The sequence below is a fragment of the Polaribacter sp. Hel_I_88 genome (assembly GCF_000687935.1).
Classification (GTDB): Bacteria; Bacteroidota; Bacteroidia; order Flavobacteriales; family Flavobacteriaceae; genus Polaribacter.
Genome location: NZ_JHZZ01000001.1, coordinates 1,124,768 through 1,141,071 on the forward strand (window position 1 = coordinate 1,124,768; position 16,304 = coordinate 1,141,071).

At 29.8% G+C, this 16,304-nt stretch carries 12 protein-coding genes; all 12 read left to right on the plus strand.

The window, feature by feature from the left end:
* Nucleotides 1-48 precede the first annotated feature (48 nt).
* The 12 genes from P161_RS0105000 (at nt 49) to P161_RS0105060 (ending at nt 16,212) form a co-directional block, all read left to right on the plus strand.
* The gene (locus tag P161_RS0105000) at nt 49-2,787 is read left to right on the plus strand and encodes a 2-oxoglutarate dehydrogenase E1 component (protein WP_026775952.1); all 2,739 of its coding nucleotides are present in this window, start codon (nt 49-51) and stop codon (nt 2,785-2,787) included.
* A gap of 1 nt (nt 2,788) precedes the next feature.
* Entirely contained in the window at nt 2,789-3,754 is a 966-nt protein-coding gene (locus P161_RS0105005) for a peptidoglycan DD-metalloendopeptidase family protein (RefSeq protein WP_026775953.1), read from the plus strand.
* 282 nt (nt 3,755-4,036) lie between these two features.
* Nucleotides 4,037-5,269, plus strand: a complete 1,233-nt coding sequence (gene odhB / locus P161_RS0105010; protein ID WP_026775954.1) for a 2-oxoglutarate dehydrogenase complex dihydrolipoyllysine-residue succinyltransferase — start codon at nt 4,037-4,039, stop codon at nt 5,267-5,269.
* 100 nt (nt 5,270-5,369) lie between these two features.
* On the plus strand, nt 5,370-5,954 hold the full coding sequence (locus tag P161_RS0105015) for a hypothetical protein (RefSeq protein WP_051605668.1): 585 nt from the start codon (nt 5,370-5,372) through the stop codon (nt 5,952-5,954).
* 208 nt (nt 5,955-6,162) lie between these two features.
* Nucleotides 6,163-6,531, plus strand: coding sequence for a DUF2200 domain-containing protein (locus tag P161_RS0105020; RefSeq protein WP_036841254.1), 369 nt, complete (start codon nt 6,163-6,165; stop codon nt 6,529-6,531).
* Nucleotides 6,532-6,751: 220 nt separating this feature from the next.
* A complete protein-coding gene (locus P161_RS0105025; protein WP_026775957.1) occupies nt 6,752-7,090 on the plus strand; it encodes a zinc ribbon domain-containing protein in 339 nt (112 codons plus the stop codon).
* 295 nt (nt 7,091-7,385) lie between these two features.
* Nucleotides 7,386-9,791 (plus strand): helix-turn-helix domain-containing protein, encoded by a 2,406-nt coding sequence (locus P161_RS0105030; protein WP_026775958.1) that lies wholly within the window; start codon nt 7,386-7,388, stop codon nt 9,789-9,791.
* A 63-nt stretch (nt 9,792-9,854) separates the two neighbouring features.
* Entirely contained in the window at nt 9,855-11,057 is a 1,203-nt protein-coding gene (locus P161_RS0105035; RefSeq protein ID WP_026775959.1) for a molybdopterin molybdotransferase MoeA, read from the plus strand.
* Nucleotides 11,058-11,309: 252 nt separating this feature from the next.
* Nucleotides 11,310-11,789, plus strand: a complete 480-nt coding sequence (gene moaC / locus P161_RS0105045) for a cyclic pyranopterin monophosphate synthase MoaC (RefSeq protein ID WP_026775961.1) — start codon at nt 11,310-11,312, stop codon at nt 11,787-11,789.
* Between the two features lie 285 nt (nt 11,790-12,074).
* Nucleotides 12,075-13,181, plus strand: coding sequence for a molybdenum cofactor guanylyltransferase (locus P161_RS0105050; protein WP_026775962.1), 1,107 nt, complete (start codon nt 12,075-12,077; stop codon nt 13,179-13,181).
* Between the two features lie 164 nt (nt 13,182-13,345).
* The gene (locus P161_RS0105055) at nt 13,346-14,437 is read left to right on the plus strand and encodes a HesA/MoeB/ThiF family protein (protein WP_026775963.1); all 1,092 of its coding nucleotides are present in this window, start codon (nt 13,346-13,348) and stop codon (nt 14,435-14,437) included.
* A 5-nt stretch (nt 14,438-14,442) separates the two neighbouring features.
* Complete coding sequence (locus P161_RS0105060; RefSeq protein WP_026775964.1) at nt 14,443-16,212, plus strand: hypothetical protein; 1,770 nt, start codon at nt 14,443-14,445, stop codon at nt 16,210-16,212.
* The last annotated feature ends 92 nt before the right edge of the window (nt 16,213-16,304 follow it).

The window sequence follows — 16,304 nt, forward strand, 5'->3', positions numbered from 1 at the left end:
GTATTTTTGTCTGATTATAACAATTATCAACAAAGTATAAGTTTTTATATGGATAAGTTTTCTTTTTTAAATGCAGCACACACAGGCTTTATAGCTGATTTATATGACCAATATTTAATTCACCCAGATTCAGTAGAGCCAAGTTGGCGAAGTTTTTTCCAAGGATATGATTTGGCAAACGAAAATTATTCTTTAAAAGACGAGGAAGTTTCTGTAGAAATTCCACAAGAAGTTAAAAAAGAGTTTTTAGTAGCAGATTTAATTAACGGCTATAGAACCCGAGGGCATTTATTCACAAAAACAAACCCTGTAAGAGATCGAAGACAATATCACCCAACTTTAGATTTAGAAACTTTTGGTTTATCAGATGATGATTTAGGGAGTTATTTTTCGGCAGGAGAAATTCTAGGACTAGGAAAAGTTACGTTATCTCAAATTATTAAGCACTTAAAAAACGTTTATTGTGATTCTATTGGTGTTGAGTATATGTACATGCGCAATCCTATAAAATTAAAATGGTGGCAAAATCGTTTAAACGAGAATGAAAACCATCCAAAATACTCTACAGATGCTAAGAAGTATATTCTTAAAAAATTAAATCAGGCTGTAACTTTTGAGAGTTTTTTACAAACCAAATACGTTGGTCAAAAAAGATTTTCTTTAGAAGGTGGAGAAACCCTAATTCCTGGAATTAGTGTTATGTTAAGAGATGCTGCAGAATTGTATGGTGTAAAAGAATGTGTTTTAGGAATGGCTCACAGAGGGCGTCTAAACACATTAGTAAACATCTTTAAAAAACCCGTTAGAGATTTATTTAGCGAGTTTGAAGGTAAAGATTTTGAAGATGAAGATATAGATGGTGATGTAAAATATCATTTGGGTTTAACGTTAAGTAAAACCTACAGAGATGGCAACGAAATTAAAATGAATTTAGTGCCAAATCCATCGCATTTAGAAACGGTTGCAGCTGTTGCAGAAGGAATTACAAGAGCTAAAATCGACAGAAAATATGATGGTGATGAAAGTAAAATTTTACCAATAGTTATTCATGGAGATGCAGCAATTGCTGGGCAAGGAATTGCCTATGAAATTGTTCAAATGGCAAAATTGAATGGTTATAAAACTGGAGGAACTATACATATTGTTGTAAATAATCAAATTGGTTTTACCACAAATTATTTAGATGCACGTTCAAGTACCTATTGTACAGACGTTGCAAAAGTAACCTTATCACCTGTTTTACATGTAAATGCAGATGATACAGAGGCTGTATGTCATGCAATGCAAATGGCGTTAGAATTTAGAATGAAGTTTAAAACCGATATTTTTATTGATTTATTAGGCTATAGAAAATATGGACATAATGAAGGTGATGAACCTCGTTTTACACAACCAAAATTATACAAAGCAATTTCTAAACATAAAAATCCAAAAGAAATTTATGCAGCAAAATTGTTAGAAGAGCAATCTATAAGTGCTTCTTTTGTTGATGAAATTACAGAAGAATTCAAAGGAATGTTGGAAACAGAATTCGACAATTCTAAAAAAGATAAAAACTCTAAAGTAGAAGAGTTTATGGAATCTACTTGGAAAGGTTTTGAACGCCAAGACCAAGTAGCTATGTTAAAATCTCTTGATACGACATATACTGTAGATGGTTTAAAAAACATCGCAAAAGTAGTTTCAACAGTTCCTGAAGGTGCCAATTTTGTAAGAAAAGCAGAACGTATTTTACAAGGAAGAGCTAAAATGGCATTCGAAACAAATCAACTTGATTGGGGAATGGCAGAGAATTTAGCTTATGGTTCTTTAATGGAAGAAGGTTTTCATGTACGTATTTCTGGGCAAGATGTAGAAAGAGGAACATTCTCTCACAGACATGCTATTTTGCGTGATGAAGTCACAGAAGAAAGAATCAATCTACTGAATTTAAATCCAAAATCGGAAGGACAAATGACGATTTACAACTCGTTATTATCTGAATATGCAGTTTTAGGATTTGATTATGGATATGCAATGGCAAATCCAAATACCTTAACAATTTGGGAAGCACAGTTTGGAGATTTTTCTAACGGAGCTCAAATTATGTTCGACCAATATATTTCTGCTGCAGAAGACAAATGGAAAGCACAAAACGGAATTGTAGTTCTTTTACCTCATGGTTATGAAGGCCAGGGTTCTGAGCATTCATCTGCAAGAATAGAACGTTATTTACAATTATGTGCAGAAGACAATATGTCTGTTGCCAATTGTACAACTCCTGCAAATTTCTTTCACTTGTTGCGTCGTCAAATGAAACGCGATTATAGAAAACCATTAATTGTATTTACACCAAAGAGTTTATTACGTCATCCTAAAGTAATTAATTCTATAGAAGAATTGGCAAATGGCGAATTCCAAGAAGTAATTGATGATACTTTAAACCCAAAAAACGTTAAGAAAATGGTTTTTTGTATGGGTAAATTCTATTATGATTTATTAGAAGAAAGAGAAAATTTAAACAGAGATGATATTGCTTTGATAAGAATTGAGCAATTATTCCCTTTACATAAAGAGAAAATTCAAGCAGTAATTGATAGATATCCAAATATCGAAGAATATATTTGGGCACAAGAAGAACCAAGAAATATGGGTGCTTGGAGTTATATGTTGCAACGTTTTGAATTGGTAAAATTAACGGTACGTTCAAGAAAATATTATGCAGTTCCTGCAGCAGGTTCTAGTACAAGGTTTAAAAAACGTCACAGAGCAGTTATTGACAGTGTTTTTAATGATGAAATAAATTAGCGTGAAAAAAAAGTTCTTTATTTTATTGCTATTAACTTCTATGTTTTCGTTTTCTCAAAAAGAAAAAGCGAATTATAAAAAGGTTTCAAATATATTTGCAAACAATTATAATAAAGGTGATTATGATGCAATTTTTGATATGTTTGATGCAAATATGCAAATGGCATTGCCAAAAGAAAGAACAATTACATTTTTTCAAAAAAATGTTGCACCTAATGGAAAAATAGAAAAACTAGCGTTTTCTGATTTAAAATTAGAAGCGCATATTTATAAAGCAACTTTTGAAAAAGGTGTTTTTGAATTATTAATTTCTTTAGGAACTGATCATAAGATAAACGGTTTTTATTTAAAACCATTTATTCCAAAAGATTTGCCAGTTTTAGAGAAAAATAGTACAAAAATGATTTTGCCATTTCATGAAGAATGGACTGTAAGTTGGGGAGGTGTTTCTGTAGAAGATAATTATCATGTAAATTATCATAATCAGAAATATGCGTACGATTTGTTAATGACAAAAGAAGGCAAAACGTATAATGGTGATGCAAAAAAGAATGAAAATTATTACGTTTTTGGCAAAGAAATAATTGCGCCTTGTGATGCAACTGTTGTTAACGTAATAAAAGGAGTAAAAGATAATGTGCCAGGTGAATTTAATCCTGAACAAGTAACAGGAAACACAGTTGTTTTAAAAACAGCAAATAACGAGTTTATTTTGTTTGCTCATTTTAAAGAAAATTCGATTGTAGTTGAAGAAAATCAACAAATAAAACAAGGAGATTTGTTAGGTTTGTGTGGCAATTCTGGGAATTCGTCTGAACCACATTTGCATTTGAGTCTTCAAAATGTTGCTGATATGAATATAGCAACTGGAGCAAAGTTGTTTTTTGAGAATATAAAAGTAAACGGAAGTGTAAAAGAAAATTACATTCCTGTTAAAAATGATAAAGTTCAAAATACAAATCTATAGTTTGTATTTTTAAAAGTAAGAGTGAGCGCGTTAAGGATTGAAACGACATCCTTTTTATTTTTATAGCTTAATAAGCAATAAGTTTGTTAAGTATGAGATTGCCACAGTTTACAAAAAAGTAAACTTCGCAAAGACAAAAAAATAAAAAGATACAGTGGAAAGCCTGTTAAAACGCCCAAAAAAAGATAAAATACCTACAAGGTTTTGGAAACCTTGCAGGATAAAACAGAAAATTAAACAATAGATGCTAAAATAAGTTTAGCATTAGCAAAACAAGAAACCATGAGTGTTTTAGAAATGAAAGTTCCTTCTCCAGGAGAATCGATTACAGAAGTAGAAATTGCAACTTGGCTAGTTGAAGATGGAGATTATGTAGAGAAAGATCAACCGATTGCAGAAGTAGATTCTGACAAAGCAACGTTAGAATTGCCTGCAGAAGAAAGTGGAATTATTACACTAAAAGCAGAAGAAGGTGATGCTGTTGCTGTTGGAGCTGTGGTTTGTTTAATAGACACAAGTGTTGCAAAACCAAGTGGAGATTCAAAATCTGATGCAAAAGAGGAAGAAAAACCAACCAAAGAAGCACCAACTAAAGAAGAAAAAGTTTCGCCTGCTGTAGAGAAAAAAGAATCGTATGCATCTGGAACTGCTTCACCTGCTGCAAAAAAGGTTTTAGCAGAAAAAGGAATTGATTCAAAATCTGTAAAAGGAACAGGAAAAGATGGTAGAATTACCAAAGATGATGCTGTAAACGCAGTACCATCTATGGGAACGCAACCTGCAAATGGTTCTAGAAATACAGAGCGCAAAAAAATGTCTATGTTACGTAGAAAAGTAGCAGAACGTTTAGTAGCTGTTAAAAATGAAACTGCCATGTTAACTACTTTTAACGAAGTAAACATGCAGCCAATTTTCGATTTACGTGCAGAATATAAAGAGGCTTTTAAATCGAAACACGGAGTTGGTTTAGGATTTATGTCTTTCTTTACATTGGCAGTTGTAAGAGCTTTAAAAATGTATCCTGATGTAAATTCTATGATTGATGGAGATTATCAAATAAAGCAAGATTTTCAAGATATTTCTATTGCAGTTTCTGGGCCAAAAGGTTTAATGGTTCCTGTAATTAGAAACGCAGAAAACTTATCTTTTAGAGGAGTTGAAAGCGAAGTAAAACGTTTGGCTTTAAGAGCTAGAGATGGGCAAATTACTGTTGACGAAATGACTGGTGGAACATTCACTATTACAAATGGTGGTGTGTTTGGTTCTATGTTGTCTACGCCAATTATCAATCCTCCACAAAGTGGAATTTTAGGAATGCACAACATTGTAAACAGACCCATGGCTGTAAATGGTGGTATTGTAATTCAACCAATTATGTATGTAGCACTTTCTTACGATCACAGAATTGTAGATGGTAGAGAATCTGTTGGGTTTTTAGTAGCTGTTAAAGAAGCTTTAGAAAATCCTGTAGAATTGTTAATGGATAATAATGCTGAAAGAGCTTTAGAAATGTAAATAATACTTCACATATACGAAATAGAAAAAATCCCAAGCAGAAGCTTGGGGTTTTTAGGTTAAATAAAAATATTTTTTTACAATTTAAAATTACAATTAAGTGAAAACAATTAATATAAGTCTGCTATTTTTTTCTTTATGCTTTTTAAATATAAACGCTCAAGAGAAATTAAATGAGAATAAAAATCCTTTAAAGATTAAATTTTTAGCTGGTGGAGCTTTAGAGTTTGGAGGAGATAGTGTAGCTGAAATTTATTTTGAAGATGATACAGATCAATCTGTAAATGCAGGGCAAGGTGCTAGTATTTTTGCTGGAGGAGAAATATTTTTTACAGAATCTGAAAAATTTTCTTTGAGAGCTACTATCGGCTTTAAATATGTAACAACAAAAGCCACCAATTATAATATTACGTTAACAAGATTTCCTATTGATATATCTGCAAATTATAGATTTGCAAAAGATTTTAGATTTGCATTGGGTACAGTAACGCATCAAAATATAAAGTTTAATTCAGATGGCTTAATAGGAAACGAAAAATTTTCAGGCAATTTAGGTGGTAAAGTTGAAATTGCTTACAAATGGATTGGATTGAGCTTTACAACTATGAATTATACAGATTCACAAAATCAAGTGTATAATGCAAATGCCTTTGGAGTTACTTTAAGTAGCAGTGATTTGTTTTAAAACGTTACAATTTAAAAAATGCAAAAACCTTTTTGAGAAATCAAGAAGGTTTTTTTATTTGAAGCTATTTCCAGCTTTCAGCACTCGCTTTTTTTGCTTGAAAAAAGCAAAAAAGAGCTCAAACAGATGCTTCAATCTGGGCTAGACTTGTTTGCTGGCTTTAGGCTTCTTTAAATTTTGTAAATTGCTATTACAAAATCTATATAAGATGAAAGTTACTGCCAAAAAAAACGAACAAGTTGCAAATATGATTTTTGCATCTATTTATCCACATTACTTAAATAGAATAGAAAAAAATGGTAGAACTAAAGAGGAGTTTCATCAAGTGATTGAATGGCTTACTGGTTTTAATGAAAACAAACTACAATCACTTATCGAAGAAAAAGTAACGTTTAGAACATTCTTTGAGAGAGCAAAATACCATCCGAATGCACATTTGATTAAAGGAGTCGTTTGCGGTTATCGAATTGAAGAAATAGAAGACGAATTTGAAACCTATAAACGATGCAGACAATTAGAAAAACTTATTGATGAATTGGCAAAAGGTAGAAAAATGGAAAAGATTTTACGTTCTTAAGATTTTCACTTGTAAATAAAACTTAAACCTTTAATTGGAAGTTTTGCTTTTAAAAAGTTTTATTTAAAGGATAATAGCAATATAAAATTTATTATTTAATAAGTTGGCTATAAAACAAGAATGAAAATATAAAAACTAAATAATAAATTTAAATTTTATATATTTAAAAATCTCAAAAACAGAAATATTTCACCTTAAAATCACTGATTTAAAAGATATTATGGAAAATACATTTAGCGGTTTAATTAGTTTCATGATTGTATTACTAATCCTATTTTTTCTTTGGTTTGTCCCAATTTGGTATGGTTTAAAATGGGCAAAAATTAAAAAAGTCTCTAAACTTTGGATGCTTTTTGGAATTCATCCAGTGACTGGTTGGATTGCATATTTAATCTTGAGATATGGAATTGAACCAAGAAAACATTGTGATAAATGTAAAGAATCTATAAAGATTGAAGCCGAAATCTGTCGTTATTGTGGTAATCAAATGAGCAAAGAAGAAATAAATTTTGCAATAAAAGAATTTGAAGAAAGAAAAAATAACAGAATCATGGAATAACTAATGACAGTAATTTACTAAATCAATTCATTCCTCAATTAATAAAACTTGGCTGAATTTATAACTAATATTAGACTGTAAATTTGGTATAAAAAAAATGAAAATTAAATAATAATTTTCAAACCGAAAAAAATACCATAATCAATATCCCTAAATAGAATTAAGCTCATTTTTTAAATTATACAAACTCCACTTTATTAAACCTTACTTTATGATCTATTCAAGAAAATAACGTTTTACCATAACTACTTTGTTAAAATAATTTTTAATTATTTACCTTGCATCAAAAAGAAAAATGCAAACAAATCCTGAATTAGAACTTGCCTTAAATTTTATCGAAAAAACCGATAGAAACCTTTTTATCACAGGAAAAGCAGGTACAGGAAAAACAACTTTTTTACATCAAATTAAAAATGAATCTTTAAAAAGAATGGTAATTGTTGCTCCAACAGGAGTTGCAGCCATTAATGCAAAAGGTGTAACCATTCACTCTTTTTTTCAAATGCCTTTTGGGCCAATTTTACCAAATCAGCCTCCAAATAGCCAACAAAGACGTTTCTCTAAAACGAAAATTGATATTATAAAATCGCTAGATTTAGTAATTATCGATGAAATTTCTATGGTTCGTGCAGATTTACTGGATGGAATTGACCAAGTAATGCGTCGTTATAAAAACCGAAATAAAGTTTTTGGTGGCGCACAAGTTTTAATGATTGGAGATTTGCAACAATTAGCGCCAGTTGTAAGACCAAATGAATGGAGTTTATTACAAGCTCATTATGAAACTGTCTATTTTTTTAGTTCAAAAGCATTTCAAGAAGCCAATGTAGTTTCTATTGAATTAAAACATATTTATCGTCAGAAAAATGAAGATTTTATCAAAATTTTAAATGAAGTAAGAAACGATACATTATCAACTGAATCTGCCGAAATTTTAAATAGAAATTACAATCCGTCTTTTTCACCAAGCAAAGAAGAAGGATTTATCACGTTAACAACACACAATAATAGAGCCAATTTAATTAACAATTCTGAGCTAAATAAATTAAAAGATAAGAGTGTTTTTTTTAAGGCAGAAATTTCTGGAAAGTTTAGCGAAAACTCGTTTCCTAATGATGAAAAATTAGAATTAAAATTAGGAGCGCAAGTCATGTTCATCAAAAATGATTCATCACAAGAAAAAAGATATTTTAACGGAAAAATAGGTATCATTACAAAAATTGCTAAAGATTCTGTGACTGTAAAATGTCCAAATGATGAAGATGAAATTGTTACAGAAAGAGAAACATGGTCTAACATTAATTACTCCATTAACGAGGAAACTAAAGCCATTAAAGAAGAATTAATTGGTGCTTTTACACAAATTCCCTTGCGTTTGGCTTGGGCAATTACTATTCATAAAAGTCAAGGTTTAACATTCGAAAAAGCCATTATAGATGCTGAGGCTTCTTTTGCTCATGGGCAAACGTATGTGGCTTTGAGTAGATGTACATCTTTAGAAGGTTTGGTGTTAAAAACTAAGATTACAAGCAATGCCATTATCAACGATAAAACAGTAAGTATTTTTAATGAAAGTGTGGAGGAAAATCATCCTGATGAATCGATTTTAAACGAATCCGAAAAACATTTTCAATTAAATTTAATCATAGAATTGTTAGATTATCAGCCATTTTTATATCCAATAACTCGCTTAATTGATATTTTTTATAAAAATCAAACCAGTATAAAAGGAGATGTAATTGATCATTTACAAACCATAAAAGATGATGGAATTGTAGCTTTAATGAAAGTTTCTAACGGATTTAAAAATCAACTTTTACAGCTTTCTGATGCCAATATTTTACCAGAAAATAGTTCTCAGATTCAAGAGCGTTTCACAAAAGCAGTTGATTATTTTTTGAATCAAACTAAGAATAATATCGAAAAACCTTTAGATGCAATTCAGTTTTCTACAGATAATAAAGCAGTAAAAGCAGATTTTTCAAAACAATTTGATTCCCTTCAAGAAAAATTAGAAGAAAAACTATTTGCCTTGCAAAAAATGACAAATGGTTTTAAAACGAAAGATTATTTAGAAGTAAGAGCAAAATCAGTTTTACAAAAAACAGCACCAAAAAAGAAGAAAAAATCGGTAGCTTCAAAACGTGATCCTATTTTGGCTTTAAAATTACGTGAATTAAGAGATGAAATTCGAATTGCAGAAAACATTGCTGCTTTTCAAATTTTTACACAAGAATCTTTGTACGCCATGTGTGACCAATTGCCAAGAACAGAAAAAGAATTACTGGCAATTGCAGGTATGGGAAAAACCAGAGTTGCTAAATATGGAGAAGAAATTTTGGAAGCCATTAACGATTATTGTGATAAAAACGGAATTAATAAACTTAATGAGCAAAAAAAGGAAGATAAAAAATCGACCAAACAAATTACGTTAGAGTTGTTTAAAGCTGGTTTATCTATCAAAGAAATTGCCAAAGAAAGAAGCTTAACTGCTGGAACTATCGAAAATCATTTAGCAAGTTTTATTCCTTCTGGGGACGTTGATGTTTTAGAATTGATGGATATAAAACGTTATAAAAAAATTAGAAACGAAATAGAAGAAGTTGGCGACACAAAAGGCTTAACAGCATTAAAAGAAAAAGTAGATGCAAGCTTTACTTATATGGAATTGAAAATGGTTTTAATGTCTATGGAGCTTTAAGTTGATGCAATCTTATCTTACAATTACACGTTTACACAATTCAACACTTACACAATTTATAAAATGATTTCAGTAGAAGAAGCATTAGCATTCGTTTTAAATTCAACTCAAAATTTTGGGATTGAAGAAATTCCGTTTATAAAATCGGTTGGTAGAATTTTAAAAGAAGAAATTGTGGCTGATAGAGATTTCCCTCCTTTTAACAGAGTTGCTATGGATGGAATTGCCATTGATTATAATGAATTTAGTTCTCGACTACGCTCGAACAGACATTTGAGTTTTGAGATAGAAGGAATTCAAGCTGCAGGAAGTGAACAAATTACGCTCAAAAACAAAGAAAATTGCATTGAAGTAATGACAGGTGCTGTGTTGCCAAACAACGCAAATACAGTTATTAGATACGAAGATGTAACTATTGAAAATGGATTTGCAACCATTACTATTGATGCAATTAATGAGCATCAAAATATACATCAAAAAGGGAAAGATGGGAAAGTTGATGATGTATTAATTACAGAAAACACAAAAATTTCAGCAGCAGAAATAGGTGTTTTGGCAACAGTTGGTAAATCGTTTGTAAAGGTTGCAAAACAACCAAAAGTGATGATTATTTCTACAGGTGATGAATTGGTTGGTGTTGATGAAATCCCTTTGGAACATCAAATAAGAAGAAGCAATGTTTTTACGCTGATTTCTTTGTTAGAAAGACTAAATATTCCTTCAGAAACCGATCATATTACAGATGATAAACCTGTTTTAAAATCAAAAATAAAAACTTATTTACAAGAATATGATGTGTTGCTTTTTAGTGGTGCAGTTAGCAAAGGGAAATTCGATTTTTTACCAGAAGTTTTTGAGGAATTAGGAATTGAAAAACTCTTTCATAAAGTTGCTCAAAGACCAGGAAAACCTTTTTGGTTTGGAAAAACAACTAATTGTAATGTGTTCGGATTTCCAGGGAATCCTATTTCGACTTTTGTAAATTGTTTGGCATATTTTTATCCTTGGTATTACAAATCAATAAATTTAAAAGTTGAAGAAGAAACTGCAACTTTAGCAGAAAACGTTACTTTTAAACCTGATTTGGTTTACTTTTTACAAGTAAAGTTAGCAAGTAAAAATGGTAATTTAATGGCAACTCCAATTCAAGGAAATGGTTCTGGAGATTTAGCCAGTTTGGTAAATGCAGATGCTTTTATTCAGTTGCCAAGTAGTAAAAGTGAGTTTCAAAGTGGAGAGGTTTTTAAGATAATAAGATATAGATAATTTTGAGAAAAATAACTATTATTTGCTTTGTCATATTCTTGAGTTGTGCAAAACAAGACAAAACATTGTTAATTAATGTTGATTGTAAGAATCATATTTTAATTAATAAAAAAAAGTTAAGTTTTGAACAAACAAAAAAAGCAATAAACCTACATAATTCAAAATTTGGTTCGAATGCCAAGTTTAAATTTGAAGTTTGCAAACAAACAAGTGTTAAAGTATTAGTGGAACTTAAAAATTTAATTAAAAAAGATGAGTGATTTTAGTCATATAAATTCCAAGAACAATCCTAAAATGGTAAACGTTTCTGATAAGAAAGTTACCAAAAGAATAGCTATTGCAAAAGCAACGATGTTTTTAGGAGAAGAAGTGATTTCTCAATTTACGAATAATGAATTAACCACTATAAAAGGGCCTGTTTTTCAAACAGCAATTATTGCTGGAATTCAAGCTGTAAAAAAGACCTCAGAATTAATTCCTATGTGTCATCCATTATTAATTAATGGTGTTGATATTGATATTAATATCATAGATTTAGAACATATAGAAGTGTTTTGTAAAGTTACTATTGAAGGAAAAACGGGTGTAGAAATGGAAGCTTTAACTGGCGCAAATATAACTTGTTTAACTATTTACGATATGTGCAAAAGTATCAGTCAACAAATGATGATTAAAGAAGTAAAATTAGTAGAAAAAACTGGAGGAAAATCTGATATAAAAAGCCCATCTTAATCTTCCCAAAGGGAAGAAATACTCATGATAAATTATGTTAAAAGAGTTAGATAGTTAATTAAAATAAAAAAGAATACTTAAAAGTAAAGGTAGTTAACAGTGAGAAAAGTCCTTCCCTTTGGGAAGGATTTAGGATGGGTATCCCATCTTAATCTTCCCAAAGGGAAGAAATACTCATGTGTTATCTTTGTTTTAAAATGATAACATTTAGTATTGTCTTTTCGATTAAAAGGAGAAATAAAATTGAATAGTTTTATAAGTACATTAAAATAAACAAATAGTATTTTGAAAACACACACAAAACATACAAATTTAGAAAGGAGAAATAATGATAATTTTGCACCTAATGAAATATCCATTTTAGGAACAAATTGCACTATTATTTCTGATTTAGTGCAACAAGTTTCTCAAAAATTATCAAACTATAAATTAGCGTATTTTGATGCTTCTCATGCAAAAAACGTTTCAGAAAATATGTTGTCTGAATATGTTTTTCATCATGAAGGAAATTTACAAATTACGACTTCTGGAAACGTAAATAAGTTTCAACAACGTTTAGATTTTGCGCAATTTGATTATGTTTTTATCAATGGAAATCATTATGAAGGAGCAAAACAAATTTTAGTTTTAGATGAAGCCAAACAAGCTTCAGTATTCAAAAGATTAGAGCAATTAAATCGCATTCAGTTTATCATAAAACTAAAAAAAGAAACTGAATTTTTTGATTTTTTGGTTGAGAAATATCCAACAATAAAAAATAAAATCTGTTATACCATTGATGAAGTTGATAAAATTGCAAATCACATTGATAATTTAATTCAAGAAAAGATTGCGCCTATAAAAGGGTTGGTTTTGGTTGGTGGAAAAAGTACAAGAATGGGAACAGACAAATCTGAACTCAATTATTTTGGTAAACCACAAAAAGAATATGCAAAAGAATTGTTGGAAGAAAACAATTTAGAAACGTTTTATTCAGTTCAAAACGCGTCAGAAATAGAAAATGAAATTTCAGATAAGTTTTTGAATTTAGGACCTTTTGGCGGAATTTGTTCTGCGTTTCAAAAAGACCCAAATTCAGCCTGGTTTGTTTTGGCAACAGATGTTCCTTTTGTGGATGATGAAGTTATTCAGTTGTTGTTAAAACATAGAAATCCAAGTAAATCAGCAACAGCAATTAAAGGAAAAAGCAAGGAATTTATAGAACCTTTAATTACTATTTACGAGCCAAAAGCGTATCCTATTTTATTGCAATATTTAGCTCAAGGGTATTCTTGTCCACGTAAAATGTTAATTAATTCGGATGTTAAAATTGTTGAGATTGATGATGATTTTATCAGAAATATAAATACTCCTGAAGAATTTGAAAGTGCTAAAAAGGAGATAAATGAGTAATCGAAAATAAGAATAACACACAGTTTTATCTTTTCGACTTTAGGAGAAATCACATAAAATAGCTAACATAAGATTGAGGTAATTATGAGATTTCTCAATCGCCAAAAAAGGCTCATTTAGAAATGACAAAATCAAGAAAATTCTGAAACGAATTCAGCATAATAATGAAACCAACAAAAAATCAACTTTTTAAACGTCAAATTACTTTATCAGAAATTGGTGAAGTTGGGCAACAAAAACTACAAAACGCTTCTGTTTTAGTAGTTGGTTGTGGAGGTTTAGGAAGTCCGATTGCTGTATATTTGGCTGCAAGTGGCATTGGCAAAATTCATTTGGTAGATTTTGATACAGTTGATATTACCAATTTACACAGACAGGTTTTTTTTAGTTTGGAGGATATTGGCAAATCTAAAGCAGAAGTTTTATCGACCTTTATAAAAAAAAGAGCACCTTTTACAGAAGTAAACTTTACCAACAAACCAATTACAAAAGACAATGTTTTTGAATTGATAGAATGTGTAGATATTGTTGTGGATGGAACAGATTCTTTACCCACAAAATATTTGTTAAACGATGCTTGTGTCATCAAAAATAAACCATTTGTTTACGGTTCTTTATATAAGTTTGATGGCTATGTTGCCACTTTTAATGTATTGCAAAAAGATGAAACTTATTCCACAAATTTAAGAGATGCGTTTCCAGAAATGGCTTCAGATATTCCTAATTGTGAAGAAGCTGGAACTTTAAACTCTATTGTAGGTATGATTGCCACACAACAAGTAAATGAAGTTTTAAAACTGGTTACAGGCGTTGGAAAACCATTAACAAATCAGCTACGTATATATAATGCATTGCAAAATCAAGAGTTAAAAATGAAGCTAAAACCCACAGTTTTAAAAGATAAAATTGCTAAAATATTTAAAGTTCAAACGTATGTTGATGCAGCTTGTGCAGGTCAAAATCCTGATTGGCAAATATCCGCTGCAACACTAAAGCAACAATTAGCAGATATAAAAACTTCTAAAAGCCTTGAAATTATTGCAGTTTTGAATAATTTAAAACTGCCTTTTGAGGTAAATCAGACCATTCATATCAATACATTTGATGCCGAAAAAATTGAAATTGATGAAAGCAAAACCTATGTTATGGTTTGCCAAAGAGGTTTGAATAGTTACAGAGCTACAGAAAGGTTAAAAAAGAAATACCCAAATTTAAAAGTCTTAAATTTGACGGGTGGAATTTCTAGCTACAAATAAATTACATGATAAATCCAAAGGATTTTTATATTTCAAATAAAGCGAATCTTGAAAAAGAAGCCTCAATTCTTAAAAGAAAACTAATTAATTTAGGAATTTTTAGATTTGCTGTTTTTTTTGTTACCTCTGTTTTAATTTACCTCAATTTTGGGGATTATCCAGATGTTTTTATCATCGCTTTTTTAGGCTTTTTGCTGTTTTCTATTTTTGTTGTGAAATTCATCAACCTAAAAAGAGAAAAGGCTATTATTGATGCAAAAATTAAAATCAATAAAACAGAAATCAAAGTTTTAAATCGTGATTTTCATCATTTAAAAGATGGGAAAGAGTTTATAAATCCTACTCATTTTTATAGCAATGATATTGATTTGTTTGGTGTTGGTTCGTTTTTTCAATATGTAAATAGAACCTCTACTATTGATGGAAAAGCTACTTTAGCAAATATTTTTACAGAAAATGAAATTGAAGGAATTTTAGAAAAACAAAACGCAATTAACGAACTTTCTGAAAAAATAAAATGGCGTCAACATTTTTCTGCTTTGGCTAATTTAGTGAGGGTAAAAAATAAAACAGGCTTAATATCAAATTGGATTATAAACTACAAATCCGTTTTCCCTAGCTTTTTATCTACACTTCAAATTATATTTTCAGCTATTTCCATAGCTTTGATTGGTTTGATTTCTTTTGGATTTATTTCCTTCAATTATATAGTAATTTGGTTTTTTGTTGGGTTATTTATTACAGGCCATTTTTTAAAAAAAACAAACAATTTATATACAGAAACAGATACTATCAGAGACACTTTTAAACAATATCATCAATTACTGAATGAAATTGAAAATGAAGAATTTACTGCTAAAAATTTAGTAAAACATCAAAAAATAATACAGTCAGCAAACAAAAAAGCGTCTAAAATTTTTAAAGAGTTTTCTAAAATTTTAGACGCCTTTGATCAACGAAGTAATATAATTATTTCGGTTGTTGGAAATGGGTTATTTCTATTAGAAATTTATAACGCACGTAAAGTAGAAAAATGGATTGAAAGCTATAAAAATACTGTAGAAAAGTGGTTTGATGTTGTTGCTTATTTTGATGCTCAAAACTCATTAGCAAACTTTAAATTTAATCATCCAAAATTTATTTTTCCAGAAATATTAAATGAAAAAGAGGTTATAAAATCGACCAATTTAGGACATCCTTTATTGAAGGTGGATAAAAGAGTTGATAATGATTTTATAATTGACGATGAGCAGTTTTTTATAGTTACTGGGGCAAATATGGCTGGGAAAAGTACGTTTTTAAGAACGGTTTCATTATCCATTGTAATAGCAAATTGTGGATTGCCTGTCTGTGCTGAAAGTTTTACATATTCGCCTATAAAATTAATTACCAGTATGCGAACTACAGATTCTTTAACGGAAGATGAATCGTATTTTTATTCGGAATTAAAACGTTTAAAATTTATTGTTGATGAAATAAAAGACAATCATTATTTTATAATTCTAGATGAAATTTTAAAGGGAACCAACAGCAAAGACAAAGCAATTGGCTCTAAAAAGTTTGTTGAAAAACTCACAAAATCAAAATCCACAGGAATTATAGCTACACATGATGTGAGTTTGTGCGAATTAGAAAACGAATTCCCAACCATTAAAAACTACTATTTTGATGCAGAAATTATCAACAACGAATTGCATTTTGATTATACATTAAAAAACGGAATTTGTAAAAATATGAACGCTTCTTTTTTATTACAAAAAATGGAGATTGTTTAGAGATATCTAAAAGAAAAAGTTCCTAACTAGGCACTTTCAGAATTAAATAAACACTTGTTTATCAGTTAAATAAGTTGTATTTTAGATAAACC

What these genes read in the sequence shown, in the direction of transcription:
- P161_RS0105000 (WP_026775952.1), top strand. Translation starts at nt 49, where the DNA reads ATGGATAAGTTTTCTTTTTTAAATGCAGCACACACAGGCTTTATAGCT.
- P161_RS0105055 (WP_026775963.1), top strand. Translation starts at nt 13,346, where the DNA reads ATGAAACCAACAAAAAATCAACTTTTTAAACGTCAAATTACTTTATCA.
- odhB (WP_026775954.1), top strand. Translation starts at nt 4,037, where the DNA reads ATGAGTGTTTTAGAAATGAAAGTTCCTTCTCCAGGAGAATCGATTACA.
- P161_RS0105030 (WP_026775958.1), top strand. Translation starts at nt 7,386, where the DNA reads ATGCAAACAAATCCTGAATTAGAACTTGCCTTAAATTTTATCGAAAAA.
- P161_RS0105060 (WP_026775964.1), top strand. Translation starts at nt 14,443, where the DNA reads ATGATAAATCCAAAGGATTTTTATATTTCAAATAAAGCGAATCTTGAA.
- moaC (WP_026775961.1), top strand. Translation starts at nt 11,310, where the DNA reads ATGAGTGATTTTAGTCATATAAATTCCAAGAACAATCCTAAAATGGTA.
- P161_RS0105025 (WP_026775957.1), top strand. Translation starts at nt 6,752, where the DNA reads ATGGAAAATACATTTAGCGGTTTAATTAGTTTCATGATTGTATTACTA.
- P161_RS0105020 (WP_036841254.1), top strand. Translation starts at nt 6,163, where the DNA reads ATGAAAGTTACTGCCAAAAAAAACGAACAAGTTGCAAATATGATTTTT.
- P161_RS0105035 (WP_026775959.1), top strand. Translation starts at nt 9,855, where the DNA reads ATGATTTCAGTAGAAGAAGCATTAGCATTCGTTTTAAATTCAACTCAA.